This is a genomic window from Actinomyces acetigenes (assembly GCF_031296635.1).
GTDB lineage: Bacteria > Actinomycetota > Actinomycetes > Actinomycetales > Actinomycetaceae > Actinomyces > Actinomyces acetigenes.
Window position 1 is genome coordinate 38,961 of record NZ_JASPFC010000020.1, and the last position, 19,618, is coordinate 58,578.

Here is a 19,618-nt window from a genome sequence, read left to right on the forward strand (position 1 = left end):
CTCACCTCGCCCTTCGAAGGGTGGGGAAGGGGCCGGGCGCTCCGACGATGGAGGGCATCCGCAGGTAGAGGATCAGGACTGCTGCCATGGCGACCTGGGGCATCCAGAGCCGGCTGCCGGTCAGGAGGCTGCCCGCCGCCAGGGCGGAGCACGAGGCTGCGGCCAGGGTCACCAGGAGAGCCGATGCCCAGTGCGGCCATCCGGCGCACACCAGGCGCTGGTAGACATGAAGCCGGTGCGACTCGTACCAGCACTGACCTGCTCTCAGCCGCATCCACAGGGTGTAGCCGGTATCCGCCAGAAGCACGAGGACGGGGGCGAGCGCCGCCTCCACGGCCACACCCCGGGCGAGGCAGGCCGTCACGGCGAAGGCCCAGGCGCCGCCCAGAGCGTAGGAACCGGAGTCACCCAGGAACACCTTGGCGCGAGGCGTGTTGAATGGCAGGAATCCGAGGCAGGCTCCGGCCACCGAGACCATGACGAGTCCCAGCCCGGGAACCGGGGCGACGATCGCCACCTGGACATACCACAGGGAGGTCATCAGGGCGTGGCTGCAGGCCAGGCCATTGGCGCCGTCCATGAAGTTCGTGGCGTTGACCAGTGCGGCTGTGCCCACGCAGATCGCCGGGGTCCACCACAGTGAGACCTCGAAGGCGCTGTGCGCTACCAGCCCGAGCCCTGCGCCCAGGGCGAGCTGGAGAACCAAGCGAGTCCTGACGGACACAGAGAACAGGTCCTCGCTCAGTCCGAGCAGCGCGAAGGCGAGCACGGTCGCCAGCCCCATGAGTGCGACGTCGAGTCCGGTCATCGCGTGGACCGCGCCTCGCTGGTGCACCGCAGCGAGGACGGCCGTCCAGGTGGCCAGTGAGGCGGACAGGACGATGGCGAGTCCACCACCGCGGGGAACAGGAAGCCGGTGGAGGGATCTGTCCCCGGGGACGTCAATGGCGCGGGCTCTCCTCAGAAGCGGGATCACGGCCGCGGTCAAGGAGGCGCTGACAGCTGCCGTCACGGCGAGCCCGCTCAGGAGCAGGGTGGTCATGAGGCCGCCTCCAGGGGCCGCCGTGCGTGAGCCCGCCATCTGAGTCGGAGCCGCCACTGATCCGTCACCGCGACGGCCGACCCGGCCAGGCTGGCGGTCCACGGAAGGAGGTGAACCTTCGTCGCGAGGTCGAGGAAGCAGGAACCCAGTGCGAACCCGGCCCCCGCCACGATGACGAACGGCATGACCCGTGTGGAGGCCCACGGCCAGTAGTGCCAGGTCACACACCAGGCGGTCATCTGAATGAGCGCGGCGGCCGCGACCCCTATCAGGAGCAGGCGCGGATAAAGAATTCGATGCGTTGATAAGAGCGTCCTGATAAGGGTCGCCAGGAAGAGCCATAGTGCCCAGGAGGCGATGTCTCGACTCACCGCTGAGAAATCGGACGGGAGGCCGGGCGCTGAAGCCGCCATGGAGGGGACGCTTGAGGCAGTACGGGAGGGGGTGGCAAGGGGCCGGGCAGGAGCTACTGCGACCACTGGTGACCTCCGGTCTTCTGGGGCGGGAAAGGCCTGGGGGTGGCCTTCTTTACTAGCTTTCTTATAACGGTAGTTGTGTCGCAGAGTTGGAAAAGCGACAGTGGTCATGATTGGCTTGTCTGCAATCAGACTGTGATGTTCGGGGCTTATCGTGACGGCGCCGAAACCGCTCGTAATCGTTGTGATATCGCGGAATACCAGGGTTCTGTCACATGATGGCCTCAGCTTGTAGCGGCCCGGTGCGAGGAGTGGGTCGGCGGTTTCGCGCATTCATTGGGTTAAGTGATAGTGGGTGACGGCCGACATAGTTGAAAGCCTGCTTCAGAGGGATAACAAGGGAATTTTGGGGGGTGCCTCGTGCCTAGACTTAGTGGCGAGCGCGTTCAACCGCCATACGCGCAACCAACGACAATGCCATCGATTCTTGTGTGATTCATACAAAAACGATGGACCAACCCGCGAGGACAATCCTAATGAAACGCATCATCACCTACGGCTCCTTCGATCTGCTCCACTACGGGCACATCGAGCTGCTGCGCCGGGCCAAGGCTATGGGTGACTACCTCATCGTCGCTCTATCGACCGATGAGTTCAGCGCCTCCAAGGGGAAGCGCTCCTACTTCTCCTATGAGCAGCGCAAGGCGATGCTTGAGGCCATTCGCTATGTCGACATGGTCGTTCCCGAGCAGACCTGGAGCCAGAAGAGCCAGGACGTCGACGAGTACGGCATCGATGTCTTCGTCATCGGCGACGACTGGATCGGCACCTTCGACGAGCAGCTCGAAGGTCGCTGCGAGATCGCCTACCTCCCGCGGACCCCGGAGATCGGCTCCGCTCAGGGACGGCCGTGCCACGAGAGTCAGGAGGACGCCCAGGAGGCTCTCGTGCGGTGAGCGCCCCTCAGACGTGACGATTGTGTCCGGGGCCGAAGTAGACGTCGTCGAGCGTGACAGTCTGCAGGGAGCGCTGACGCAGGATATCGATGATCTGACCGTAGACCTGAGTGACGGTGGGGAAGTTCGCGTGACCGATGACGATGTGCTGTGCGAGCAGCCACTTCTGCGCCTCCCCGAGAAGGACCTCCGGCGTGAGCAGGCCGGAGTCTCCGAAGGAGCCGTACCACATGGTCGTGGTCGTGTAGCCGACCTTGGCGCAGACCGAGTCGGTGTAGGAGCTGCGGCCGCCGTAGGGCGGCCGGATGAAAGGGGCGCCCGTGACGCCGTAGGTGTTGCGCAGCAGGTTCTCGCACTGGGTGAGCTCCTCGATGATCCCGCCCTCCGACAGCGTCGTCAGGTCGGGATGCGTCCAGGTGTGGTTCGCCAGCTGAACCTGCCCGGATTCCACCAGGGGCCTCATCTTGTCCCGGTTGTCGGTCCAGCTCGGATAGCTGCCGGTGACGAAGAAGGTCAGGCGGACTCCTGAGTCCTTGGCGAAGTCCAGGTAGGCGTCCACGACTGAGGAGTCGACGCCGTCGTCGATGGTGATGGCCACGACGTTGCCGACGTTGTCCGGCAGGCCGGTGATGGGTGAGTCCGCCGGACTGGGGGCGGGCAGTGGTGGAGGGCCGTCCTGAAGGTGGAGCGGACTGAGGGAGGGGGTCGGTGAGGGCGTGGCTGAGGGGGACGGCGAGGCCAGGGGCGAGCCCTGCGCCGGGGGTGAGGCCGGTGAGGCGGAATGGGCTGCCTGCTGTGCGGTGTTGCAGGCGCTGAGGCAGCCTGCGGTTCCGGCGGCCAGGGCGAGCAGGAAGTCACGGCGTTGCATGGGAGGGACTTTCTCGAAGGTGGGTTGTCAGGGCACCGAGCACCTGCTCCGCCGGCCGAGGCGGTGCAGTCAGGGAGCTGCCTGTTGATCGGGGCGCAGTGGAAAGGCTGGAGCCTTCGCTGTCAGCAGCATGCCTGCGCCACGAGGTGGCAGCGTCATTTGCTGCCGAGGAGGGAGAGGGGAAGACGGGATGATCCGCCATCAGTGGGGTGGCTGACGGGGTTTGAACCCGCGACCTCCTGGACCACAACCAGGCGCTCTGCCGACTGAGCTACAGCCACCATGTACGGCATCACCGCAACGAATCGGTACTGTATCCGCTCCTCTCCCCGCACACCAAACTGGACTCGGTGCACTACGTCACGTCCGGCAGGTGCGCAGAGGGTGCCGTCGCCCCGCTCACCTGGTGGGTGTGCGCAGGATCCGCTCAGCCGCGTCCTTGCACTCCTGAGAGCTCGGGCCCTCCCCGTCGGGGAACAGGACCTCGCGGTAGTAGCGCAGCTCGTCGATGGACTCCAGGATGTCTGCCAGCGCACGGTGCCCGCCGACCTTCTTCGGTGCGTGGAAGAAGGTCCTGGGGTACCAGCGCTTAGCCAGCTCCTTGAGGGAGGAGACGTCCACGATCCGGTAGTGGAGGTGCTGGATGAGCTCTGGCATGTCGCGGGCAAGGAACGCCTTGTCCGTGCCCACGGAGTTGCCCGCGAGCTGGGCGGTACGCGGCTCGGGCACCAGGGAGGTCACATAGTCCAGGACCGTGGCGCGGGCGGTCTCCATGGTCACTCCGTCCTCCAGGGCAGTAAGGAGGCCCGAGGAGGTGTGCATGGTGCGCACGTAGTCATCCATCTGCTCCAGCGCGGCGGCAGGAGGCTTGATGAGCACATCGATTCCCTCCGCCAGGGGCTTGAGCTCATAGTCGGTGACGACGACGGCGACCTCGATGAGCGCGTCGGCGCTCAGGTCCAGGCCCGTCATCTCACAGTCGATCCACACCAGCGGGTCAGAGGTTGTCATCTGCTTGCTCACGGGAGCCACTGTAGTCATCTCGGCGAGCTTCAGGCCCCTGGACCCTCCCATGGGAGTGGTGAGATTCGAGGCGCGATGGGCGCCCATGTCCTGGCGGAGCAGTCCGGTGGTGCGAAGATCGCGATAAGGTCTCCATGAAGTCTGGCCGCCCTTGAGCAACACGGAGCACTGATGTCCCACAGCCCCGATCCCCGTCACCTCGGAAGCTCCTACATCATGGAGACCCGGATCGGTGCGGGTGCCCAGGGAGAGGTCTGGCGCGGTCGGCGTACCGACTCCCGTGAGACCCTGGCCTTCAAGGTTCTGCGTGCGGACCTGGTGGAGAATCCCGACGTCGTGGAGCGCTTCATCAAGGAGCGCTCCACTCTGCTGCGGGTGCGCAGTCCCTATGTCGTCGCCATTCGTGACGTCGTCATCGAGGGCTCCACCTTCGCGATCGTCATGGACTATGTCAACGGCGGTGACCTGCGAGATCTGCTGAGGGCACATGGCTGCCTGCCGCCTGCGCAGGTGGCGTCCCTGGGGACGCGTATCGCTCAGGGACTGTCCTCGGTCCATCAGGCCGGTGTGATCCACCGGGACATCAAACCCGCCAACGTCCTGCTCAGCTCCCGTCCCAGCCGGGGCGGCGATCCGGCTGAGACGGTCGCCGTCGGTGTCGCGCCGGGAGGGGAGGTGCCCGAGACTGTTGTGCCCCGACTGGCGGACTTCGGGGTGGCGCGTATCTGCGACACCTTCTCCGCCTCCCACATCACGGGGGCCATCGGTACACCGCTGTACATGGCGCCGGAGATCCTGTCGCTGCAGGCTCCGACCTCTGCCGCCGACATCTACTCACTGGGCATCATGCTCTACGAGATGGTGTGCGGGACGACGCCGTTCGTGGGGGAACCCGCCCAGCTGCTCAGCCAGCACGCCCGACGTGACGCGGGCCGGCCCCAGGGAGTGCCCGACCCGCTGTGGGAGCTCATCGCCTCGATGATCTCCAAGCAGCCCGACACGCGCCCTTCCATTGAGGACGTCGCCCAGCATCTGGACGTCATGCAGTCCACTCTGGCCGGCCTGCCGGCCGCACCACGACTCGCCTCGCCCCCGCAGTCAACGGCCTCGCTCGTTCCCTACGACTGGGATACCCTGCCTCCTGCGGCTCCCGCGCCGCCGGCGACGCTGCCGAGTCCCTCGGCGACCTCAGCCACGATGCCTTTCGCCCCGGATGCGCCGACCCTGGTGGGCGGGCAGCAGTACGTCCCCGGCCTCGGACAGGCTCCTGTCAGCCCGGGAACGGTGGGGACCGCCGGCTTCGCGGTTCCTGAGATGTCGACCAGCCCCGGTGTCTCCAGCCCATCCGCGCCCGCTTTCTACAGTCAACAGGGCCCGCAGTACCCGGAGGCTGCGACGGGCGGACCGCAGACCGGTGCGCATCGGCGGTGGTGGCGGCGCCGGTGGGTGGCTGCGGCTGCCGTGGTCACCGTCCTGGCAGTAGTGGGGGCGAGCGCGACCTGGTGGTACTTTTTCTCCGGAGCGGAGACCGGCAAAAGGTGGGCGGTGGACCTGCCTGCCGGCAATGGTGTCCGGGAGGAGCTGCGCTACTCGGATGTCTCCGACCCCGTCATGTCCGCAGACGGGACCACGATGGCCTTCGAGCAGGGTAGCGATGCGAGGCTCGTCGATCTCACGAAGAGCACGACGACGCCGGTGTGGAAGGGCGAGTGCTACAAGGTCCGGCCCTGGGTCGGTGGCTCGATGCTCTGCACCAAGACCAGTGACGAGTCCACGGTGATCGGGGCTGCGGGCAAGACCTCCAAGGTGCCTTTCTCCAAGGACTCCTTCTACATCGGCGCGACGCCGGAGCTCGGCATGGTCTCCGACAAGGGGGAGGGTTTCGACGGAGGCCCCATGAGGGCGTACGACGCCTCCGGCAAGGAGAAGTGGCGGATTTCTGGCGACTACAAAGGAGGCCGGGTCGATAACGGCTTCATCCTCACCTACGAGATCAAGTCGAGACAGTTCCAGGTGCTGTCGGCCAAGACCGGCGAGGTCCTCGTCTCCGAGCACGGCGAGCAACCGGACTCGGAGTTCGACAAGGACACTCGGTTCCCCGGTGGATTCAACATCGAATCCGGGCCGCAGGCCTTCTCCCGAGTGACGTCCTCGGGTGCCACCATCTACAAGGCCAACGGCAGCGAGGCATCAACCGTCTCGGGGAAGTTCTCGGAGAAGCACTGGTGGGCCGCGTCTGCGCCACTGGATGCCTCGTCACTGAAAGACGCCTACTCCTCCTTGGCGAAGGCATCGTCCTCGACCACCCCGGTCATCGGTTCCGACGGCACGGTCAACGTCGTCGTCGACACCAGTGCCTGCACGGCCAAGGTCGGCAGCAAGCAGCTCGCGCTGCCCGAGTTCTCGCATTCCGATGGTTGTCACATCAAACCCGTTGGGCTGCTCCGTGACGGACAGGTGCTGATGGAGGTCGGGAAGTACAGCTTCTTGAGTAGTGATCCAGGGAACCTGGTCGTCGCCGTGTCCCCGGATACGGGCAAGGTCGGCTGGAAGACCCCCGGAGCCTACGATGGCACCATTGTTCCCGCCGAGGGCCAGAGCGACGCCCGCCTCCTGGTCGTACAGGGCTCCTCCTTCAACTTCGACCTAGTGGTCTCCCGCATCACCAGCAAGTAGGAGCATCTGTGATACACGGCCGATACGTGGCGCCGGGGTGCGGACCATCTCTGTGGTCGGCACCCCGGCGCTCACGTCGGGAGGACTGGGAAGAGTCAGCGACGCCCGCGGCGGGCTAGGGCGACGTAGCACACCACCATGCAGGCCAGGCCGATGGCTGAGAGCAGGCCGTAGTCCGTCAGCCACTGTGCGGTCTCGTGCTTCCACAGTGCGTCGTCGCGGTTGGGCAGGATGGCAAGCATATCCAGGGTGGAGGAGGCCATCGCGTAACCCCACCGCGATGGCATGAACCAGGCGAGCTGCTCGAAGACCGCCCGTCCCGCGATCGGGATGATGCCGCCGGACAGGACCAGCTGGGCCATGATGGAGACCACCAGGACCGGCATAACCTGCTCGGAGGAGGAGACCATCGCAGAGACCGCCAGTCCCAAGAGCCCGGAGACGAAGGCGACGGCCCAGCAGCAGAAGGCCAGCTCCAGACCCGGCCACCCCTCCAGGATGACGGCGTCAGTGGGGCCCTTGTTGAGGGCCAGGGCGATACCCACCATCAGTGCGGTCTGAATGGTGGTGATGAGCGCCAGGATGGTTGCCTTGGAGAACAGGTAGGCGCCGGCTCTCAGGCCGACGGCCTTCTCCCGCAGGAAGACGTCCCGCTCCCCGATGAGATCGCGGATGGTCGCCGACATCCCGGAGAACGCCGCCCCGGTGATGAGGATGACCAGCAGCTGCAGGGCCTGGCTGGAGTACCTGATGATCGGGGGAGTGGGGTTCTCCGGCGTCGGGGGAGTGGGCTCCGGATAGTGGGGGACCGCGAAGCCGTCGCTGCCCTCGATCGCCTTGGTCAGCAGTCCCATGATGATGGGTAGCAACAGCATGAAGGCGAGGTAGGACGGGTCCGCCGCCACGATCCGCAGCTGGCGCCGAACGAGGGTCGAGACCTGCCTGAGCACGGACTGCTGCTTGGGCGGCTTCTCCTGCGTCGCCGGTCCTGCGGCCGCTGCGGGAGCCCCTCCGCGCCGCGTCGAGGGCACCGTGGCCTCCATGTACTGACGCAGCTCCGCGGTGTGGTTGCGGATGAGGGCGTAGACGTCGGCGTAGCCGTCCACCGCGGGCGGGTCGGGCAGAGTGCCCTTCGGCGTGTTGAGCAGCAGGCGGCCCTGAGAGGCAATCTCGTTGAGCCTCTGGCGGAAGTAGGGGAGCACCTCGCGGGGGGAGCCGTAGTAGACGGGCTTGCCGCCCGCAGCCAGGATGAGGACCTTGTCCGCGCGGTCGATGTGGTTCTCATTGTGGGTGACGACGACGACCGTGCGGCCGCTGTCACCAGGACGTGTCCCGTGAGCCAGGGACGCCAGCAGGTCCATGACGTCACGGTCCAGCTGGGGGTCCAGACCGGAGGTGGGCTCGTCGAGGAACAGGAGGCTGGGGCGTGTCAGCAGCTCGATGGCGGTGGAGACCCGCTTGCGCTGTCCTCCGGAGAGCTTCTTGACCCGCTTGTCCACATGCGCGGTCAGGTCGAGATCCTCCAGGACCTCGGCAATGCGCTGGCGCCGCTCGGCCTTGGACACGTCCTTGGCGAAGCGTAGCTCAGCGGCGTACTCGAGGGTCTTGCGGACAGTGAGGGCTGAGTGAATGACGTCGCTCTGGGGGACCACGCCGATCTTGTTGCGCATGACCGGGTAGTGCTCGTACACGTCCAGCCCGTTGAAGAGCACCTGGCCCTCCTGGGCCTTCTGCTCACCGGTGAGGGCCTTGAGCAGCGTCGACTTCCCGGCTCCCGACGGGCCGACGACGGCCAGCAGCTCATTGCCCGGCAGGGAGAAGGAGATGCCGTCAAGCAGCGTCATGCTGCCGTTGTTGACGCGGAAGGTCAGGTCCTTACCCACCAGCTCGCCGCCGGCTCCGCCCGCAACCTGGACCTCGCACAGACCGTCCGGGCTCAGGGCGATGAATGTGGAGCCCAGTCCCAGAAGCACGGGCTGGGTGACCTGGACCTGTGACACGCGCTGCCCAGCGACATACAGGCCGTTGGTGGAGCCCAGATCGGTGACGACCATTCCGTTGGGGGAGACGTCGATACGGGCATGGTGCTTGGAGATGAGCGGGTCGTCCAGAACCAGGGTGTTGTCGGGCGCGCGCCCGATGGTGCCCGAGGAGGTGACGCGGAAGGACTTGAGCGTGTGCCGCGAGGTGGGGAAGGCGCCCGAGCTCGCTGAGCTCGATGAGGGCGGCGCCGGGCGGCCCGGGGGTGCCACGTAGGTGGCTGCTGAGGACGCTGATGCCATGGCCTGGGGCACGGGCGCGGCCTGCGCCGAGAGGGCTGCGGCCGGGGACTGGCCGGCAGGGCGCTGGAGGAGGGGAGCGGCTTGCGGGGCGGAGGCCGCACTCGGCTGCGAGGGGATGAAGGGGGCGCTCGGCGCGGATGGCACGGGCTGGCCCATCGGCTGGGACTGGACGGGGGCGCCGGTCTGAGGCGCGCTGCCGGAGACGACCGGAGTGAGCCCCAGCGCAGGCCCGGAGGCGTCGCCCAGCTGGATACGAGTGCCTTGAGTCACGAGTGCCTCGCGCGTCACGGCCCCGTTGACGAGCATGCCGTTACGTCCCTGGCACCTCACCGCCCACCCGGTCGGGGTGGGGGTCACCTGGAGGTGGGTGCGGGAGACCAGGGGGTGGACGATCTGAACATCGCTGTCCGGTGAGCGTCCCACGGTGAAAGGCGCGGTGAAGGTGTGGGGCTCCAGTGATGCCTGGGCAGAGAGGGAGCGCACGATGAGTGCGGGAGTGGGCAAGGGGCGGTCCTTCCGGAGGGGTGGGATGGGGGCTTCCGGCCACGATACTGGTGTTTCGGCGTCGTCGCTAAGAGTGAGGACTCCCCGGCGTGAGGTTGGATACATGCTGATGGCGTCGTCGGGGCGGGTACGGGGATCTCCGAGGTGTCGATCGAACCGGTCACAGGGCCGTTGCAGTGCGATCACGGTCGTATTGCGGCGCGGGCGCTGAGTGGCGTGAGGCATGACCGTTGTGGCTATGCAGAACCGATCGGCCGTTCGGATCGATGCACGCTCGTCATGGCAGCGTGATCTTCTCGAGATCGTCTTCTGGTGCTGACAACAGCGCTGGGGCGCCCCTCTCGTCGGGGGCGGGGCCACCGGGTTGATGGCGTAGGCTGGTGAGGCGCTTCGCGCACGCCTCCGTAGCTCAATGGATAGAGCATCGGCCTTCTAATCCGCAGGTTGCCGGTTCGAGTCCGGCCGGGGGCACTGGCTGTCGAGACCGAGAAGGTTGATATTCCGCGGACTATCGACCGTTCGGGTCGCCGGATCGCAGGCACTGAGGCGACGATGTCGCACTCATCGCCTCCGGCTTTATCCGGCTTGGACGCCGCAGTCGGAGGCTGAGTTCCGGGCACGCCTGAGGGGCGGATGTTCTTCTCGTGCGAGATTCGGTGCGCGCTCTCAGTGGTCACAGCGGGGTGACAGGAGACTCTCACTGGGCTTGCGACACATGTGGTGTGAACTGTCGAGATCAATCGTCGACTCCGCTGCGCTGTGCTCATAGTGTTGGCACATGCCCGCTCCTGTCCCCTCGCGCCACTCCCAGGACGACGCCCCCGTCTCCGCCCTGAGTCGCGCTCAGCTCCTCGATGTCCTGTCCGACCTGGTCCGGGATCTTGAGCGCCTCGACCTGGCTCTGAGTGCCGACGGCATTGAGGCTGCGCGCACGTTGCGCGACGGTCTCATCGGGCAGGTCCGTGACCAGGTCATTCCTCGCCTCCAGGATGCCGACATCCCATCCATCGTGGTGATCGGCGGATCGACGGGTGCCGGGAAGTCCACGCTCGTCAACTCCGTGCTCGGTCAGGAGGTCTCAGTTGCCGGCGTGCTCAGGCCCACCACTCGAACTCCGGTGCTGGTGGCCAATCCTGAGGATATGGGTTCACTGTCCGAGCACCCTCTGACCCAGGTGTGCCGGCAGGAGGTCTCCGCTGCCATTCCGGCCGGCCTGGCCCTGATCGATGCCTCGGACCTGGACTCCGTGCACGAGGCCAACCGGGCTCTGGCCGGCAGGCTGCTGGAGGCGGCCGACCTGTGGCTCTTCGTCACCACCGCGGCGCGTTACGGCGATCAGACACCGTGGACGACGCTGGAGGAGGCCGCACGCCGTGAGACTCCCATCGGCGTGGTTCTTAACCGGGTGCCGGCGAAGATTCTGCCCGAGGTGCGTCGGGATCTCATCACCCGCCTGCAGGGGCTGGGACTGTCGGAGGCGCCCTTCTTCGTCGTCCCGGACGCCGGGCCACACGAGGGGCTCCTGTCGGGTGATGGCGTCAGCGAGCTGCGCGACTGGCTGCAGCTCCTCGCCGGGCGTCACCGTGCAGCCGGTCTCGTGCGTCGTACCGGCAGAGGGGTGTGGAGCACACTGCGCGCCGACCTGGAGCGCCTGGCCGACGACGTCGACGCCCAGGACGCGGTGGCCCAGGAGCTGGAGAGGACGTGCCAGGAGCTGAGGGAGACCGCCATCGAGGCCATGAGCGCCGACATCAGGGCCGGCGTTGCAGGCCAGGGCGCCACCGCTACCCGGTGGATCACCCTGGCCTCCTCCGGGGGCCCGCTGGCCTCGCTGGCCCAGGGGGGCAAGTTGCGCAGAGGGTTCCTGGGACGGGCGGGCAAGGCTCGCGCCGAGGGGCTCTCCCAGCTGGCCAACGATGCTCGCCAGGCCCTGGCCAACCAGCTTCAGGCCGCTATCGTCGCCTTGAACGCCGAGGCTCGAAGGGCCTGGGCCGAGGTGGGGGCCGAGGAACGTGCGCACAGGATCCTGGGGCAGGGTGATGACGCGGCCGCGACCATTGAGGCCTGGGTCGGCTACCTGGAGGCCAATATCGAGAGCCCGCAGGACATCCGTAGACTGAGCCCCGGCAGTGTCATCGACCTCCTCATCTCCGCCGCAGCCGGCGTTGACGGGGCTGTTTCAGCCGCCAGACGCCTGGGACTGGAGGAGCAGACCGCTCAGGCCAGCGCCCTCCTGGTGGAAGCGGTCACGGAGGCGCTGACTGCCACAGTCCCCAAGGGGGCGGCCACCTCGCTCGCCCCCGCCCCTGGGTTCGCCGCTGCGCTGCGTCTGCGCTCGGGCGAGCTCAAGCCCTTCACCCGTCCCGGAGCCACAGCATGAGCCATTCCGAATCCGTCCCCTCCACCTCGGCGCACAGAGGTTTCGAGGTGCTCGACGCCGAGCACCTCGATGCCCGTCTGAATGCGGTTCGAGAAGCCCTGCGCCTGTGCCCCACGGAGGTTCCGGCCTCCCTGTCGATCCCTGCCCACAAGGCGCTCGATGCCGTGGCCCAGCGTCTGGCGCTGGGAGTGGATCACACCGTCGTGGCGCTCTTCGGGGGCACCGGTTCGGGCAAGTCGTCGCTGTTCAACGCCTTGACCCAGCTGAACTTCGCAGATGTCGGCGCGCGTCGTCCCACGACGTCGCGGGCGGCCGCCTGCTCCTGGGGTGACGACGCCGGCCCGCTCCTGGACTTCCTCGGGGTCTCCTCGGAACGGCGTATCCGGAGGGACTCGATTCTCGACGCCGAGGACCAGGGCTCCATGTCCGGCCTGGTCCTGCTCGATGTTCCCGACTACGACTCAGTGACGACCGAGCATTCCCTGCAAGTGGATCGCCTCGTCCCGTTGGCCGACATCCTCGTGTGGGTGGTTGATCCTCAGAAGTACGCCGACGCGGCCCTGCACGACGGTTACCTGCGCGGACTGGGGGCCCGTCAGGAGGACATGCTCGTCCTGGTCAACCAGGTGGACACCCTTCCGGAGAGCGGCTTGGCGAGTCTGCTGGACGACGTCGGGTCTCTTCTCAAGGACGACGGGCTCAGTCGGGTTCAGGTGCTCCCGGTCTCGGCCGTGCGCGGCGACAACCTCGACGTCGTGCGCAGCATGTTGCGCCAGCGCGTCGCACGGGAGTCCAACGCGGCACGCACGGCCTCGGCCGAGCTTGACGCGATCACGCGTCGTCTGCGTCCCACGGTGGCCCGCAACAAGGTGGAGCTCAATGCCGAGCTCACCGAGGAGACCACCAAGGTGCTGCTGCAGGCTTCTGGCGCCCAGGCGGTGGAGGACTCGGTGAGAGCCGGGCTGTCCAGGGTGCTGCCCAGGGCCCTGGCCCGTCCCGAACCGCCCTCGCGTACCGCAGTGTCCTCGGCCCACTCCACATGGGTCCACCGCACCTCGCAGGGGCTGCCGCCTACATGGGCCCGGAGTCTGGAGGCCGCCGTCGTCTCCCCGGAGACCTTGGCGGGGCAGACTGCTGAGGCGGTCGGTTCCGTGGCGCTGCCAGGGCACCGACAGCCGCTGATCGACCTGCTGTGGTGGGGAGGCCTGCTCATGGTGCTCGGTGGGGTGTCGTGGCTGTCCGCCTCCGTGGTGCGCGAGGGGCTCGAGGTCCTGCACCGCAGTATCGAGATCGTCCCGGTCTGCTTTATCGCTGTCGGACTCATAGCGGTCCTGATCGCCACGGTGCGCCGGCGCAGCAGAGCGCGCCGCGAGGCGCAGCGCTATGGACAACGGGTGCGTGACCGCCTGGAGTCCGTGGTTGAGCGGGGACTGAGCCGGCCGGCCGCCAAGGTTCTGGACAAGCACCGGGTGCTGCAATCGGCTCTGGGGCTCTAACCCCGTCTGTGCCAAGGCCACCGCGTGGCCACAGCCCTCAGCCTGCCCTCCGGGCAGAGTCATGTGGGGAGTAAGCCCGGGTCCGGCTGGGCACCTGAGGGGCGGGCCGAGCACCGTTGTGGTGCAGGGGCGGCAGAGGGCCGCCCGCCCACAACCAAGGAGCCCCCTCATGACTCGTCAGCTCGACCTCACCGTTCAGGGCGTCGTCGGAACCAGTCCGGTCCTGTCCCGTGTCGGGGACAGTGCCCGTCCCTACTGTCGTTTCCGCGTCGCCGTCACCCCGACCTACCGCACTGAGCAGGGCTGGAACAATGCCGAGACGATCTGGTTCACCGCCAAGGCATGGGGGCAGCTCGCCGCCAATCTGAGTCACTCCCTGCGTAAAGGGGACGCGGTCCTGCTCACCGGACGTTTCTCCCAGGAGTCCTGGGAGAGCAACGGCAGGAAGCACGAGACCAACGTCATCACGCTTCAGGCCGCCGGTCACGACCTGACCAGAGGGGAGTCCCGCTTCGCGCGCGTGAAAGCCGTGGAGTCGGCGCCTTCGGCCTCCTCGGGCGGTGGAACCGGTGATGTCGAGCCCGAGCCCGGTGGCGACGAGCACGTCTCATCGGATCACTGGGACGTCGAGACGGCGGCCTCAGGTGCCCCGGCTTCACCGGTCCCGGGGCCCGCAGCCCCCCAGGAGTCCTCCAAGTCCACTGAGCCCACCGGGTTCGGCGGGTCCGGCGCGACGCACGCAGAGAGCTCCGAGTCCTTCGTCGTCGATCCGGCCAGCGTGCGCACCGAGGACCAGACCGGGGAGCCGTGGCCCGCCTACGAGCTCGCCGATGATCTCGTCGAGCAGGCCGCAGGGGTCAACTGATGTCCGAGTGCGCGCGCAGGAGGTAGTCGAGGTCTGCGGGATGGGCGACCTCGAGCACCTCGATGAGGATACGGGCCACCAGGTCGGCGGTCTCGTCCGCGTCGGACAGCAGCCTGGCGAAGACATGATGGCTCTCCTGCCAGCCGATCGCCCCCAGGATCCTGCGCTCGGTGGGGCCGAGCAGCACCCGTCCCTGCGCATCGAGCTCAGGCAGCGAGACCTCGATGCCGTCGGAGCGTCCGACGAGGACCACGCCCGGCAGGTCCGGGGAGGGAACAGGGGGAGTGATCAGGGACAGTCTTGCCAGCAGCTGCGACCAGCGCCCCTGGGGAGCCAGCTCCTCGGGCTTGACCATGGGGACCGGGGCAGTCAGCAGCAGGGTCCCGCCGGACGGGTCAATGGCGGCCTCGACGGATTCTCCCCGCTGCGCGGACGGCCTGCACACCTCGTCGAGGAACCGGGCCAGCGACGAGGTGAAGCCCGCCCAGGAACCCAGGTCGACGCGATCCTCGAAGGCACGTGACAGCGCGGGCGATAGGGGGGTCTCACTCATGCTCCCAAGCCTAGGGCGCGTTGCCGGTCAGTGGTTGGAGCTTGGGGCTGTCGAGGTCTGTGATCACAGGAGGATCACACCGCGTCCCGGCCATCACAAGCCACATCGATGCTGGGCGTGTCACGGCGGAAAAATGGCGTGTCGACGCATACGGTGGCCACAACGCCATGAACCCGAGTGCCGTGCTCGGGGCGCAGCAGGGGAGCAACGAGCAGATGATCCGCTTCAACCACGTCTCGAAGGTCTATGACCGGGGGATGCGTCCGGCGCTCGACGACGTCGACATCAAGATCAATCGTGACGAGTTCGTGTTCCTTGTCGGCGCCTCGGGATCGGGCAAGTCGACATTCCTGAGGCTGGTCATCCGGGAGGAACGTCCCACCAAGGGACGCATCCACGTCCTGGGACGTGACCTGTCGCAGATCTCCTCATGGAAGGTTCCCCAGCTGCGACGGGAGATCGGCTTCGTCTTCCAGGACTTCCGGCTCCTGGAGAACAAGACCGTCCTGGAGAACGTGGCGCTGGCCTCCCAGGTGATCGGTAAGCCGCGCCACTACATCCTTTCCGCTGTGCCCGAGGCCCTCGACCTGGTGGGGCTGGCGGGCAAGGAGAGGCGCCTGCCGCACGAGCTCTCCGGGGGTGAGCAGCAGCGCGTGGCGATCGCCCGCGCCATGGTCAACCGGCCCAAGCTCCTCCTGGCCGATGAGCCCACCGGGAACCTGGACCCCTCGACGTCGGTCGGCATCATGCGTCTGCTCGACCGCATCAACCGGCAGGGGACCACGGTCGTCATGGCGACTCACGACGACGAGATCGTCGACCAGATGCGTAAACGCGTCATCGAGCTCAAGGGCGGCGAGGTCGTGCGCGACCAGGACCGCGGCGTCTACGGCTCGGACCGCTGAAGGAGAAGAACTGTGAGACTGCGTTTCGTCCTGTCGGAGACCGCCAAGGGCATGTACCGGAACCTGGCGATGACGGTGTCGGTGATTCTCGTCGCCTTCGTGTCGCTGCTCTTCGTCGGGGCCTCGTCGCTGCTGCAGAGCCAGATCTCGACCATGAAGGGCGACTGGTACGACAAGGTCGAGGTCTCGGTCTACATGTGCCCCAAGTCGTCGGCCTCCTCCAACTGCGCCAACGGCGAGGCCACCGCCGCCCAGATCAGCGAGGTCGAGAACCTCATCACCAGCGGCGCCCCCTCCGGCTACGTCAAGTCCTACCAGATGGAGACCAAGGCCCAGGCCTACCAGAACTTCATGAAGGCCTACGCCAAGTCCGCCGTCGGGAGGAACGCGACGGAGGACATGATGCCCGTGTCCTTCCGCATCAAGCTCAAGGACGCCGAGAACTACAAGCTGGTGGCCGAGCAGTTCGAGGGGCACAGCGGCGTGGAGCGGGTGGTCGACCAGCGTTCCACCCTCGAGCCGCTCTTCCTCGTGATGAACCGGGCCTCCTGGATCACGGGAGGGCTGGCGACAATCATGGCGGTGGCCGCGGTGCTGCTCATCTCGACGACCATCAGGCTGTCGGCCATGTCCCGTTCCCGACAGACCGGGATCATGCGCCTGGTGGGGGCTTCGAACCTCTTCATCCAGCTGCCCTTCATCCTCGAAGGAGTCATCGCCGCCCTCACCGGGGCGATTCTCGCCGTGGCCACGCTGTGGCTAGGAGTGCGCTACGTCGTGGAGGGGTGGCTCGCCTCATCCATCTCCTTCACGAGCGCCTTCATCAGCACCAGGGATGTCCTCCTCCTGTCGCCCTGGCTGATTCTGGCCGCCATCGCCCTGGCCGCGGTCTCCTCCGCCTTATCCCTGTCCAAGTACACGAGGATCTGATCTCACATGCTGTCTCGTCTGTTCCTGCACCGCTCACGCCGGCGTGCCGCAGTCTGCGCCCTGGCCGCCGCCAGCCTCGTCTTCTTCTACTCCGGGGACATCTCCCTGGCCGATGAGCGAGACGACGCCGTCGCCAAGCAGGATGAGGCGCAGCGCAAGCAGCAGCAGGTGATCTCCTCGCTGGAGGGGGTCAGCGCCGATCTGGGGCAGGCCTACATCTCGCTTCAGAACGCCCAGGCCTCCTTGAGCACCGCGGAGACACAGCTGACCACCGCTGAGACGACTCTGGCCGCCAAGGAGAGGGAGCAGCAGATCGCCAGTGACCGCCTGAACACGGCGCAGAACAGCCTTGAGACGGTAAAGAAGGAGTCCGAGGCATCCAAGAAGACGGCCGAGGAGACCTCCGGCTCCGTGGCGGAGATCGTCGTGTCCACCTATCAGGGGGACAACTCGGTGACCTCCTGGAGCTATGTCCTCGCCTCCCAGGACGTCGAGGAGCTCAGCCAGCGAGCCTCAGCGGTTGAGATCGGCTCAGGGGTCCAGGAGGCGGTACTGTCCGCCGCCGAGGTCGAGCGCGCTCAGAACGCCAACCGTGAGGCCAGGCAGAATGCTGCCACCACGCGAGTCAGCACGCTCAAGACCGAGGCCGACACCGCCGAGGCGAACGCCAAGGCGGCCCGGGACGCGGCCAAGACCAAGCGGGACGAGGTCGCCAAGCTGGCCGCGCAGAAGAAGTCGGCCGCCGAGGCGTTGGAGAGCCGTAAGAGCGATCTGCAGTCCCAGCTCGACCAGGCCAACGCCGATGCCGCGGCCGCGGCATCGCGAGTCGCCCAGATCGACGCCGCCAACCGGGCTGCGGCCAGCGCCGGAACGATGCCCTCGGTCCCCGCGAGCTCGATCGGCGCCGACTCCCTGGGAAGCGGGTACATCGGTCACCCGATCACCGGCCCGCTCGAGGTGACCTCGCCCTTCGGGTACCGCGTCCATCCGGTCACCGGTGTCGCAACAGGGCACCAGGGGGTCGACTTCGCCGCGAGTGAGGGAACGCCCCAGTACGCGGCGGTCTCCGGAGTGGCCACCTACTGGAACTCCGAGTCCTGCGGCATCGGCATCGACATCAACGGTGGCATCATCGAAGGGCACTCCTACGTCATCACCCTGTGCCACCTCTCCTCGCGCAGCATTGCCGACGGTCAGCAGGTCAATCGCGGCGACGTCGTCGGCGCGACCGGCTCAACCGGCTACGCGACCGGGGCGCACGTCCACTTCCAGGTGGCTCAGGACGGGGTGTACATCGACCCGATGTCCCTGCCCGGCTTCTAGGCGAGTCCGTCTTGACTGGGCCCGTAGACTCCTGTCCCTGCGTATCGTCGTGTTACGCCACGATGCCCCGGTCGGGCTCGGTCCGCTCGGAGGAGGCTCCGGGTCGTTCTGACAGGGGAGCGCCAGCCATCCCGTACTCGTGAAAGGACAGGCCGATGACCCCTGCCTCCAAGTCTGCTCGGGCGTCCAAGCCGACGGCCGGACAGAAGGCGAAGGCCGCCTCCGACGCCCACAAGACGGTGGCCCGTAACCGCAAGGCGACCCACGACTACTTCATCGAGGACCGCTACGAGGCGGGACTGGTCCTCACCGGCACCGAGGTCAAGGCGCTGCGCATGGGGCGGGCCTCGCTGACCGAGGCCTGGATCGAGATCGACCGCCATGGCGAGGCCTGGCTCCAAGGGGCTCACATACCCGAGTACCTGCAGGGGACGTGGAACAACCACTCCCCGCGTCGCAAGCGCAAGCTGCTCCTGCACCGCAGCGAGCTGGAGCGCCTCGAGACCAGGGTCCAGGCCAAGGGCTACACGGTGGTCCCGCTGGAGCTGTACTTCATCGAGGGACGCGCCAAGCTGGAGATCGCCCTGGCTCGGGGCAAGCAGGACTGGGACAAGCGCCAGGCGCTGCGTGAGGCACAGGACAAGCGGGAGGCGGCCCGGGCCATGGCAGCCGCCAACCGGCGTCGGGGCTGAGACGGGCGGGAGCAAGACTCCTTGAGTGTTTCTACCTGCTGACCGGCCGTGTGAGGCACGGGGCAGCGGCCTTCTGTGTTCTCGTCCCTGATTCTGCTAAAGTGGCCTGGCTCTGCTGAGAGCGCGTTCCAGGTCTCCTGCGGGAGTCCGGTGACACCTCCATAGGGGATGATCGGTTTCGACGACGGTCGTAGGTTCAGGAGAAGCGGGTCGAGGATGCGCAGTCATCTCGTCAACGCTCTGCGCGAACCAATAGGTGCCGATAACACTCGCACCGACTTCGCCCTCGCCGCCTGAGCGAGCCTCGAAGTCCGTCAGCCCGGGGAGCGCTTCCGCCCCGGTTCCTGGCGTCATCCAGGAAGCCACTGCTGAGAGCCCGTGTCGGTAGGGCTCTTGGGACTTTTCATCGACTGAGCCCGTCGGCGTCCTTGCTCGCGTGAGACGCCGGGGCTGAGAAAAACGCTAGCGAGCTGCACCCGGAGAAGTCCTGTTGTGCGGCCGTCGGACGGGGGTTCGATTCCCCCCATCTCCACAAATTCCCGAGTTTCCAACGAAAAGTGCCTGTGGTTGCCTGGTGAGGGTACGGGACGGGTATCGCGTTTGGGAACGCAGTACGGAGCCCCCACCACCCATCAAGGGTGGTGGGGGCTACGCTTTGTCCGGCTGTGACGGCGCTTCGGGCGCTGGGTCCTCCGTTGTTTGTCTCA

The 19,618-nt window shown here is 66.9% G+C and carries 14 protein-coding genes, 2 tRNA genes and 1 other RNA gene; 11 read left to right on the plus strand and 6 right to left on the minus strand.

Features of this window, described 5'->3' with window-relative positions:
* Window position 1 precedes the first annotated feature (1 nt).
* Entirely contained in the window at window positions 2-1,042 is a 1,041-nt protein-coding gene (locus RIV14_RS09030; RefSeq protein WP_075371694.1) for an MraY family glycosyltransferase, read from the minus strand.
* Between the two features lie 952 nt (window positions 1,043-1,994).
* On the opposite strand from RIV14_RS09030, the gene tagD reads away from it, so the two are divergent.
* Window positions 1,995-2,414: a glycerol-3-phosphate cytidylyltransferase gene (gene tagD / locus RIV14_RS09035; protein ID WP_075371696.1), complete on the plus strand. Its 420-nt coding sequence runs from the start codon at window positions 1,995-1,997 to the stop codon at window positions 2,412-2,414.
* 7 nt (window positions 2,415-2,421) lie between these two features.
* Here tagD and RIV14_RS09040 read toward each other — a convergent pair whose 3' ends face one another.
* The 3 genes from RIV14_RS09040 to orn form a co-directional block, all read right to left on the minus strand.
* On the minus strand, window positions 2,422-3,282 hold the full coding sequence (locus tag RIV14_RS09040; protein WP_075371697.1) for a polysaccharide deacetylase family protein: 861 nt from the start codon (window positions 3,280-3,282) through the stop codon (window positions 2,422-2,424).
* 205 nt (window positions 3,283-3,487) lie between these two features.
* Window positions 3,488-3,563 (minus strand) — tRNA-His (locus tag RIV14_RS09045).
* A 118-nt stretch (window positions 3,564-3,681) separates the two neighbouring features.
* On the minus strand, window positions 3,682-4,293 hold the full coding sequence (gene orn / locus RIV14_RS09050; protein ID WP_075371886.1) for an oligoribonuclease: 612 nt from the start codon (window positions 4,291-4,293) through the stop codon (window positions 3,682-3,684).
* Between the two features lie 183 nt (window positions 4,294-4,476).
* Here orn and RIV14_RS09055 point away from each other — a divergent pair, with 183 nt between their 5' ends.
* On the plus strand, window positions 4,477-6,981 hold the full coding sequence (locus RIV14_RS09055; protein ID WP_075371698.1) for a serine/threonine-protein kinase: 2,505 nt from the start codon (window positions 4,477-4,479) through the stop codon (window positions 6,979-6,981).
* A 95-nt stretch (window positions 6,982-7,076) separates the two neighbouring features.
* Here the strand turns inward: RIV14_RS09055 and RIV14_RS09060 are convergent, their stop codons facing one another.
* Window positions 7,077-9,767 carry an ATP-binding cassette domain-containing protein gene (locus tag RIV14_RS09060; RefSeq protein ID WP_075371699.1) on the minus strand — a complete coding sequence of 897 codons (2,691 nt, stop codon included), beginning with the start codon at window positions 9,765-9,767 and terminating at the stop codon, window positions 7,077-7,079.
* A 398-nt stretch (window positions 9,768-10,165) separates the two neighbouring features.
* Between RIV14_RS09060 and RIV14_RS09065 the strand changes: the two genes are divergently transcribed.
* From RIV14_RS09065 to RIV14_RS09080, 4 genes are all read left to right on the plus strand, one after another.
* Window positions 10,166-10,238: transfer RNA gene (locus RIV14_RS09065), tRNA-Arg, on the plus strand.
* A 307-nt stretch (window positions 10,239-10,545) separates the two neighbouring features.
* Window positions 10,546-12,147 (plus strand): GTPase domain-containing protein, encoded by a 1,602-nt coding sequence (locus RIV14_RS09070; protein ID WP_075371700.1) that lies wholly within the window; start codon window positions 10,546-10,548, stop codon window positions 12,145-12,147.
* Window positions 12,144-13,643, plus strand: a complete 1,500-nt coding sequence (locus RIV14_RS09075; RefSeq protein ID WP_075371701.1) for a GTPase — start codon at window positions 12,144-12,146, stop codon at window positions 13,641-13,643. Before RIV14_RS09070 ends, RIV14_RS09075 begins: the two co-directional genes overlap by 4 nt.
* 169 nt (window positions 13,644-13,812) lie before the next feature.
* A complete protein-coding gene (locus RIV14_RS09080; RefSeq protein WP_075371702.1) occupies window positions 13,813-14,508 on the plus strand; it encodes a single-stranded DNA-binding protein in 696 nt (231 codons plus the stop codon).
* Here RIV14_RS09080 and RIV14_RS09085 read toward each other — a convergent pair.
* On the minus strand, window positions 14,501-15,061 hold the full coding sequence (locus RIV14_RS09085; protein WP_075371703.1) for a TY-Chap domain-containing protein: 561 nt from the start codon (window positions 15,059-15,061) through the stop codon (window positions 14,501-14,503). The genes RIV14_RS09080 and RIV14_RS09085 overlap by 8 nt on opposite strands.
* A gap of 215 nt (window positions 15,062-15,276) precedes the next feature.
* On the opposite strand from RIV14_RS09085, the gene ftsE reads away from it, so the two are divergent.
* The 5 genes from ftsE (at window position 15,277) to ssrA (ending at window position 19,446) form a co-directional block, all read left to right on the plus strand.
* Window positions 15,277-15,966: a cell division ATP-binding protein FtsE gene (ftsE, locus tag RIV14_RS09090; RefSeq protein ID WP_075371887.1), complete on the plus strand. Its 690-nt coding sequence runs from the start codon at window positions 15,277-15,279 to the stop codon at window positions 15,964-15,966.
* Window positions 15,967-15,978: 12 nt separating this feature from the next.
* Window positions 15,979-16,896: a permease-like cell division protein FtsX gene (ftsX, locus tag RIV14_RS09095; RefSeq protein WP_075371310.1), complete on the plus strand. Its 918-nt coding sequence runs from the start codon at window positions 15,979-15,981 to the stop codon at window positions 16,894-16,896.
* 6 nt (window positions 16,897-16,902) lie between these two features.
* Window positions 16,903-18,219, plus strand: a complete 1,317-nt coding sequence (locus RIV14_RS09100) for a peptidoglycan DD-metalloendopeptidase family protein (protein ID WP_075371704.1) — start codon at window positions 16,903-16,905, stop codon at window positions 18,217-18,219.
* A 155-nt stretch (window positions 18,220-18,374) separates the two neighbouring features.
* Entirely contained in the window at window positions 18,375-18,911 is a 537-nt protein-coding gene (gene smpB / locus RIV14_RS09105; protein ID WP_075371705.1) for an SsrA-binding protein SmpB, read from the plus strand.
* A 164-nt stretch (window positions 18,912-19,075) separates the two neighbouring features.
* Window positions 19,076-19,446: a transfer-messenger RNA gene (ssrA, locus tag RIV14_RS09110) on the plus strand.
* The last annotated feature ends 172 nt before the right edge of the window (window positions 19,447-19,618 follow it).